The following is a 6,880-nucleotide window of genomic DNA, read 5'->3' as shown; positions in this document are numbered from 1 at the left end:
GCTCATGCATCCGAGGAACCCGGCGATCCCCGCAAGCCCCGGGACGAGCGGGGCAACCCAGGTGCCTGTGCCCTGGGGAAGCGCGGTCAGTCAAGGCACCCGCATTTCGCGCCGAGCGGCGCTCAGCGCACTCCTCGCTCGCGTTCCTCCACGAACGCGTTGTACGCGGCCACCTGCGCCCGCCGCGCCGTCCGCTCCACCGGCCGCAGCGCCTCGGCCCGCGCGGCGATCTCCGACGCGCTCACCGCCCCGCCGTGCCCGCTCTCGTACGCCACGGAAATCAGCATCCCCACCCGCTGAGCCAGCTCCAACACGCGTACCGCGCGCGGCGGGTACCCGGGGGCCAGCACCTCCCGCCCCCGCTCGGCCCGCGCCCGGTACGCCTCGATCGCCGCCGCCGCGACCGGCCCCGACCCGGCCACGTCCAGCCGCGACAGCACCTCCGTCGCGTCGCGGAGCGCCTCCGCCAGCTCCCGCTCGGCCTCCCCGAGCGAGGGCACATCGGCGGGAGGTGCCTCACGGACGACGAGACAGTGCCAGATGACCTCGACATGTACATCGCCGACGGGCCCGGCCTCGTACACCTCCGGCACGAGCCCCAGCGCCGCCCCGTGACACACCACGGCCTCCTCGGCGTCGAGGGCGCGCGCGTTGAACGCGGGCGGCCCGCTGAGCCCGAGCGGATGCCCCGGCGCGGGCAGCGCGACCCGCAGTCCGGTCACCCCGAGGCTGCGCAGCCGGCCGAGGGCGAGCGTGAGCCCGACCGGCCCGGACTCGCCGGGCACCCCCTCGACGCGGTGCACCGCGTCCTCCCCGACGATGGCGAGCACCGCGTCGTCCGGAGAAACAAGTCCGGCCAATAGGGCATTTCCCCATGCCGCCAGCTGTCCTGAGCGTGGTTCCGAGAGCATGCCCCCACCCTAAGGACCGGCCGATGGATGGGTGCGGCCGACCGGTGGCGTAGGTTTTCCCTGGGGGCTTCGTCCACAGACGTAAGCGACGGCCGAGACTGCAATGGGAGACAACGCGCTCATGAGCGATGTACTGGAGCTGGTGGACGTATCCGTGGTCCGCGAGGGCCGGGCTCTGGTGGACCAGGTCTCCTGGTCGGTCAAGGAGGGGGAACGCTGGGTCATCCTCGGCCCCAACGGCGCCGGGAAGACGACCCTCCTGAACGTCGCCTCCAGCTACCTCTTCCCCAGCTCGGGCACCGCCACGATCCTCGGTGAGACCCTCGGCCAGGTCGACGTCTTCGAGCTGCGCCCGCGCATCGGCATCGCCGGTATCGCGATGGCCGAGAAGCTCCCCAAGCGCCAGACCGTCCTGCAGACGGTCCTCACCGCCGCGTACGGCATGACCGCCGGTTGGCACGAGGACTACGAGGACATCGACGAGCGGCGCGCCCGCGCCTTCCTCGACCGCCTCGGCATGAGCGACTACCTGGAGCGCAGGTTCGGCACCCTCTCCGAGGGCGAGCGCAAGCGCACCCTGATCGCCCGCGCGCTGATGACCGACCCCGAGCTGCTGCTCCTCGACGAGCCCGCGGCCGGCCTCGACCTCGGCGGCCGCGAGGACCTCGTGCGCCGCCTCGGCCGGCTCGCCCGCGACCCGATCGCCCCCTCCATGATCATGGTCACGCACCACGTCGAGGAGATCGCCCCCGGCTTCACCCACGTCCTGATGATCCGTCAGGGCAAGGTGCTCGCCGCCGGCCCGCTGGAGCTCGAACTCACCTCGCGCAACCTCTCCCTCTGCTTCGGCCTCCCGCTCGTCGTCGATCAGGTCGGCGAGCGCTGGACCGCGCAGGGCCTGCCGATGGCCTGAACCGCCCCGGCGGGCGGACGCACACCCGTCACCCGGCGTACCCGACTTGATCGCGCGCTCTGTCCGCCGGGGGAGCGCGGTCCTACCATGACCATGTGAACGACATCAACGCATGGGTGTGGTGGCTGGTCGGGGCGGCTGGACTCGGCATCCCGCTCGTGGTGACCGCCATGCCGGAGTTCGGCATGCTCTCCGTGGGCGCCGTCGCGGCGGCGGTCGCCGCGGGCCTCGGCGGCGGTGTCGTCCTCCAAGTGCTCGTCTTCGTGGCCGTGTCGGTTGCGCTCATCGCCGTCGTACGCCCCATCGCCGCCCGGCACAGCGCTCAGCGCCCCCAACTTGCCACCGGCATAGAGGCGTTGAAGGGCAAGCAGGCCATCGTCCTGGAACGTGTGGACAGTTCGGGCGGCGGCCGCATCAAGCTCGGCGGAGAGATCTGGTCGGCGCGCGCCCTCGACGCCGGACAGGCCTACGAGGTGGGCCAGGAAGTGGATGTCGTGGACATCGACGGAGCCACGGCGATCGTCATGTGACCTCGCACAACGCAAGTGAACCGAACGCCCCACGTGGCAGACGACGTTCTGTCACACTCGTCCAGCAAGATCTTCAACACCCATGAGATCTTTCGGAATTACCGAGTGGAGAAGGGTACGGGGAGCATCGATGGAACCGATCATCATCGTCCTGATCATTCTGGTGGTGTTGGTCTTCATCGCCCTGATCAAGACCATCCAGGTCATCCCACAGGCGAGCGCCGCCATCGTCGAGCGCTTCGGCCGCTACACACGGACACTGAACGCCGGACTGAACATCGTCGTCCCGTTCATAGACTCGATCCGCAACCGCATCGACCTGCGTGAACAGGTCGTCCCGTTCCCGCCGCAGCCGGTGATCACCCAGGACAACCTGGTCGTCAACATCGACACCGTCATCTATTACCAGGTCACCGACGCGCGCGCCGCGACGTACGAGGTCGCCAGCTACATCCAGGCGATCGAGCAGCTCACCGTCACCACCCTCCGCAACATCATCGGCGGCATGGACCTGGAGCGGACCCTGACCTCCCGCGAGGAGATCAACGCGGCCCTGCGCGGAGTCCTCGACGAGGCCACCGGCAAGTGGGGCATCCGCGTCAACCGTGTCGAGCTGAAGGCGATCGAACCGCCCACCTCCATCCAGGACTCGATGGAGAAGCAGATGCGTGCCGACCGCGACAAGCGCGCCGCGATCCTCACCGCGGAGGGCATCCGCCAGTCGCAGATCCTCACCGCCGAGGGCGAGAAGCAGTCCGCGATCCTGCGCGCCGAGGGCGAGGCCAAGGCCGCGGCCCTGCGCGCCGAGGGCGAGGCCCAGGCCGTCCGTACGGTCTTCGAGGCCATCCACGCCGGAGACCCGGACCAGAAGCTCCTCTCCTACCAGTACCTCCAGATGCTCCCGAAGATCGCCCAGGGCGACGCCAACAAGCTCTGGATCGTGCCCAGCGAGATCGGCGACGCGCTGAAGGGCCTCAGCGGCGCCATGGGCAGCTTCGGTGGACCGGGCGGGGGTTCTTCGGGCAACCGGGGCTCCTCCGGAGACTCGGGCGGCGGCAACGAACGCCGCGAGAAGCCGTCCATCACGGACTGATGCCGTACGACGGATGCCGTACGAGGACGGGGCCCACCTCCCGCGAGAGGTGGGCCCCGTCCTCGTACCGGCGTCGTACGGGCTACGCGGCCGGCTGGGCCAGCCACTCCGGCAGCGCGTCGAAGTCGTCCTGGCCGAGCGCCAGCAGCATGGCGTCCGCGGGTGTCGGCTCGAACGGCTGCCGCAGCAACGGCATCTGGGCCTGCTCCGGCGTACGGTCCGCCTTGCGGTGATTGTCCTCGGCGCAGGAGGCCACCGTGTTCAGCCACGAGTCCTGACCGCCCTGGGCACGCGGGACCACGTGGTCCACGGTCGTGGCCCGGCGGCCGCAGTAGGCGCACCTGTGCCGGTCACGTACCAGCACACCCCGCCTCGACCACGGTGCTTGTCTTCGGAACGGCACCCGGACGTAGCGGCAGAGCCTGATCACCCGGGGCACGGGTATGTCCAACGCCGCGCCGCGCATGCGCAGTTCGGGGTGGGCCTGCTCGACGACGGCCTTGTCCTGCAGCACCAGAACGACGGCTCGGTTCAACGTCACCGTCGAGAGCGGCTCAAAGCTCGCGTTCAGTACCAGCGTGTCCCGCATCCAGCCCACCTCCTCTTGCGCACCGGCCCACCTGCGGCGGGCTGGGATCAACTCTGGCCGGGCACGCCGAGATGGACAACGCAATAAAAAATGCCCGCCCCTGATCACTTCCATGACCAGAGGCGGGCAAACGTTCGGTGAACGTCAGTCTGCGGCGGGAGAGGCGTATTCACCGATCAACTGGGCGCGCGCCAGTGTGTGGAACCGCAGATTGAAGCCCACCACAGCGGGCGACACCTCCGCGTCGGGACCGAGCTTCTCCTGATCCACGGCGTACACCGTGAAGACGTACCGGTGCGCGGGATCCCCGGCCGGCGGCGCGGCGCCACCGAAGTCCCGGGACCCGTAGTCGTTACGCACCTGGACCGCGCCTTCGGGCAGACCCTCGAACTTGCCGCTGCCCGCTCCCGTCGGCAGCTCCGTCACCGAGGCCGGGATGTCGAACACCACCCAGTGCCAGAACCCGCTCCCCGTCGGGGCGTCCGGATCGAAGCACGTCACGGCGAAGCTCTTGGTCTCCGGCGGAAAGTACTCCCAGCTCAGCTGCGGCGAGGTGTTCCCGGCCGCGTAGACCTGCGCGTCCTTCAGCACCGCGCCCGCCTCGAAATCCTCGCTGGCGACCGCGAACGCCGGCACCGGCGGATGGAAGTCGTGCGGGAGCGGCGGCCTCTTGAGCTCGGTCACGTCAGTACCTCCTGAACGGCGGAATCTCTGCTCCGAGCCTATGACCTGTCCGGCCGATCACGTCGGAGGACGCCGACGGTGCCCGGTCCTAGAACCAGCTGCGCTTGCTGCCGACCTCCGACAGCCAGTGGTTCAGGTATCCGGCCCAGTCCGTGCCCTGGAAGTCGTGCAGACCCACCTCGAAGGAGCGGTACGAGTCGCTGCCCTCACTGAAGAGACCCGGCTTCTTGTCCATCTCCAGGATGACGTCCATCGCACGGTCGTCCGCGACGAAGCTCAGCTCGACCTGGTTCAGCCCGCGGTACTGCGACGGCGGGTAGAACTCGATCTCCTGATAGAACGGCAGCCGCTGACGCGTGTTCCGGATGTGGCCGCGCTCCATGTCCGCGTTCTTGAAGCGGAAGCCGAGCTGGATGAAGGCGTCGAGAATCGCCTGCTGCGCCGGCAGCGGGTGCACGTTGATCGGGTCGAGGTCACCCGAGTCGATGGCGCGGGCGATCGCCAGCTCGGTGGTCACACCGATATGCATCCCGCGCAGGCTCTGCCCGTCGATCATGGTGATCGGCGTCTCCCACGGGATCTCCAGCCCGAAGGGGACCGAGTGCACGGCACCCGCCTGAAGCTGGAAGGCCCCGCCGAGCCGCAGCTTCGTGAACTCGATGTCCTGCTTGTACTCCTGGTCGTCGTGGCCCTCGACCTCGACCTTGGCCTGCAGGCCGACCGACAGACCCTCGATCGACTGGTCGACCGAACCCCCCTGGATCCGCACCTCACCCTGGACGACGCCGCCCGGAACTGTGTTGACCTCGGTCAGCACCGTCTCGACCGAAGCCCCACCGGCCCCCAAGCTCGCAAGCAGCCGCTTGAACCCCATGTCGTCACTTCCTCCCCAGGCAACGCCTGTTCCGTCCTCTGTCTGCATGGATCCCTTGATCCCTACAAACGCGATCCGGCCCCGACCGGTTCCGCGCCCTCACCCTTACAAGGGAGAGGGCCTCTGACCACCCCGCCGACAGGCATCCGTCCGTACTGTTCCGAACCGCTCCGGACACCGCCGCGTCGGCCGGGACAGAGGGACTACGCTCGTACGCCATGATCGCGGCCCCTGACCGTACGCCCCTGACGCGGGACTTCTTCGACCGCCCTGTACTCGACGTCGCCCCCGACCTACTGGGACGCGTCCTTGTACGCGTCACCCCGGACGGTCCGATCGAACTGCGTCTCACCGAGGTCGAGGCATACGACGGTCCGAACGACCCCGGATCGCACGCGTACCGCGGACGCACGGCCCGGAACGGCGTGATGTTCGGCCCGCCCGGTCATGTGTACGTCTACTTCACCTACGGCATGTGGCACTGCATGAACCTGGTGTGCGGTCCGGAGGGCAGGCCCAGTGGAGTCCTGCTTCGGGCCGGCGAGGTCACCGAGGGCGCTGACCTCGCCCGCAAACGTCGACTCTCGGCCCGATACGACAAGGAACTGGCCAAAGGGCCGGCCCGCCTCGCGACGGCACTGGGGGTGGACCGGTCACTCGACGGAGTGGACGCCTGCGGTCCGGAGGGTTCGCCTTTGACCCTGCTCAGGGGTACCCCCGTCGGCTCCGACCAGGTGCGCAACGGCCCGCGCACCGGAGTCTCCGGCGACGGAGGCGTCCATCCCTGGCGTTTCTGGGTCGCTGACGACCCGACAGTGAGCCCTTATCGCGCCCATGCGCCCCGCCGTCGTTCAACTTGACGCGCCCCTGAGGGATCCGTAATGTAGCCCGAGCCGCTTGAACCGGTTACGGCGTTCAGCCAGCAGCCGAGAGCGGCCAACCCACTACCTACGACTTCCCTCCAGCGGGGGCTTATTCGGCGTGCCTGCATGCCTGAATTCAAACTCGCGGAACTCGATTATGAGTCGCCGAGGGAATCGGCTAACGTAGTGAATGTCGAAAGGCCGCGAAACGCGAAAGCGCCGAAAGGGCCTGAAGACAAGCCCCGCTGACTGGGAGTCAGGCCCGAAAGGTTCTGATAGAGTCGGACTCGCCGGAAAGGGAAACGCGGAAGCGGGAACCTGGAAAGCACCGAGGAAATCGGATACGGAAACGGTCTGATAGAGTCGGAAACGCAAGACCGAAGGGAAGCGCCCGGAGGAAAGCCCGAGAGGGTGAGTACAAAG

General features: G+C 68.4%; 8 protein-coding genes. 4 read left to right on the top strand and 4 right to left on the bottom strand.

What is annotated here, in order from left to right:
- Positions 1-122 precede the first annotated feature (122 nt).
- Positions 123-911: a hypothetical protein gene (locus ACIQRL_RS00040; RefSeq protein WP_401324837.1), complete on the bottom strand. Its 789-nt coding sequence runs from the start codon at positions 909-911 to the stop codon at positions 123-125.
- Between the two features lie 121 nt (positions 912-1,032).
- Between ACIQRL_RS00040 and ACIQRL_RS00035 the strand changes: the two genes are divergently transcribed.
- The 3 genes from ACIQRL_RS00035 to ACIQRL_RS00025 all read left to right on the top strand — a co-directional run bounded on the left by ACIQRL_RS00035 (position 1,033) and on the right by ACIQRL_RS00025 (position 3,447).
- Positions 1,033-1,824: an ABC transporter ATP-binding protein gene (locus ACIQRL_RS00035; RefSeq protein WP_401324835.1), complete on the top strand. Its 792-nt coding sequence runs from the start codon at positions 1,033-1,035 to the stop codon at positions 1,822-1,824.
- Positions 1,825-1,919: 95 nt separating this feature from the next.
- The gene (locus ACIQRL_RS00030; protein ID WP_365877515.1) at positions 1,920-2,354 is read left to right on the top strand and encodes an NfeD family protein; all 435 of its coding nucleotides are present in this window, start codon (positions 1,920-1,922) and stop codon (positions 2,352-2,354) included.
- 130 nt (positions 2,355-2,484) lie between these two features.
- A complete protein-coding gene (locus ACIQRL_RS00025) occupies positions 2,485-3,447 on the top strand; it encodes an SPFH domain-containing protein (RefSeq protein ID WP_401324832.1) in 963 nt (320 codons plus the stop codon).
- An 82-nt stretch (positions 3,448-3,529) separates the two neighbouring features.
- Here the strand turns inward: ACIQRL_RS00025 and ACIQRL_RS00020 are convergent, their stop codons facing one another.
- The 3 genes from ACIQRL_RS00020 to ACIQRL_RS00010 form a co-directional block, all read right to left on the bottom strand.
- A complete protein-coding gene (locus tag ACIQRL_RS00020) occupies positions 3,530-4,036 on the bottom strand; it encodes an HNH endonuclease (RefSeq protein ID WP_261703218.1) in 507 nt (168 codons plus the stop codon).
- A 144-nt stretch (positions 4,037-4,180) separates the two neighbouring features.
- Complete coding sequence (locus tag ACIQRL_RS00015; protein ID WP_401324829.1) at positions 4,181-4,720, bottom strand: YbhB/YbcL family Raf kinase inhibitor-like protein; 540 nt, start codon at positions 4,718-4,720, stop codon at positions 4,181-4,183.
- A gap of 88 nt (positions 4,721-4,808) precedes the next feature.
- Positions 4,809-5,594, bottom strand: a complete 786-nt coding sequence (locus tag ACIQRL_RS00010) for a sporulation protein (protein ID WP_401324826.1) — start codon at positions 5,592-5,594, stop codon at positions 4,809-4,811.
- Between the two features lie 218 nt (positions 5,595-5,812).
- Between ACIQRL_RS00010 and ACIQRL_RS00005 the strand changes: the two genes are divergently transcribed.
- On the top strand, positions 5,813-6,454 hold the full coding sequence (locus tag ACIQRL_RS00005; RefSeq protein WP_401324823.1) for a DNA-3-methyladenine glycosylase: 642 nt from the start codon (positions 5,813-5,815) through the stop codon (positions 6,452-6,454).
- Positions 6,455-6,880 lie beyond the last annotated feature (426 nt).

The sequence above is a fragment of the Streptomyces sp. NPDC091209 genome, from assembly GCF_044757755.1.
Taxonomy (GTDB): Bacteria; Actinomycetota; Actinomycetes; order Streptomycetales; family Streptomycetaceae; genus Streptomyces.
This window is presented reverse-complemented; position numbering and strand designations above follow the sequence as displayed.

Coding starts and splice junctions, on each gene's coding strand:
- ACIQRL_RS00040 (WP_401324837.1), bottom strand. CDS start 911: ATGCTCTCGGAACCACGCTCAGGACAGCTGGCGGCATGGGGAAATGCC.
- ACIQRL_RS00035 (WP_401324835.1), top strand. CDS start 1,033: ATGAGCGATGTACTGGAGCTGGTGGACGTATCCGTGGTCCGCGAGGGC.
- ACIQRL_RS00025 (WP_401324832.1), top strand. CDS start 2,485: ATGGAACCGATCATCATCGTCCTGATCATTCTGGTGGTGTTGGTCTTC.
- ACIQRL_RS00020 (WP_261703218.1), bottom strand. CDS start 4,036: ATGCGGGACACGCTGGTACTGAACGCGAGCTTTGAGCCGCTCTCGACG.
- ACIQRL_RS00010 (WP_401324826.1), bottom strand. CDS start 5,594: ATGGGGTTCAAGCGGCTGCTTGCGAGCTTGGGGGCCGGTGGGGCTTCG.
- ACIQRL_RS00005 (WP_401324823.1), top strand. CDS start 5,813: ATGATCGCGGCCCCTGACCGTACGCCCCTGACGCGGGACTTCTTCGAC.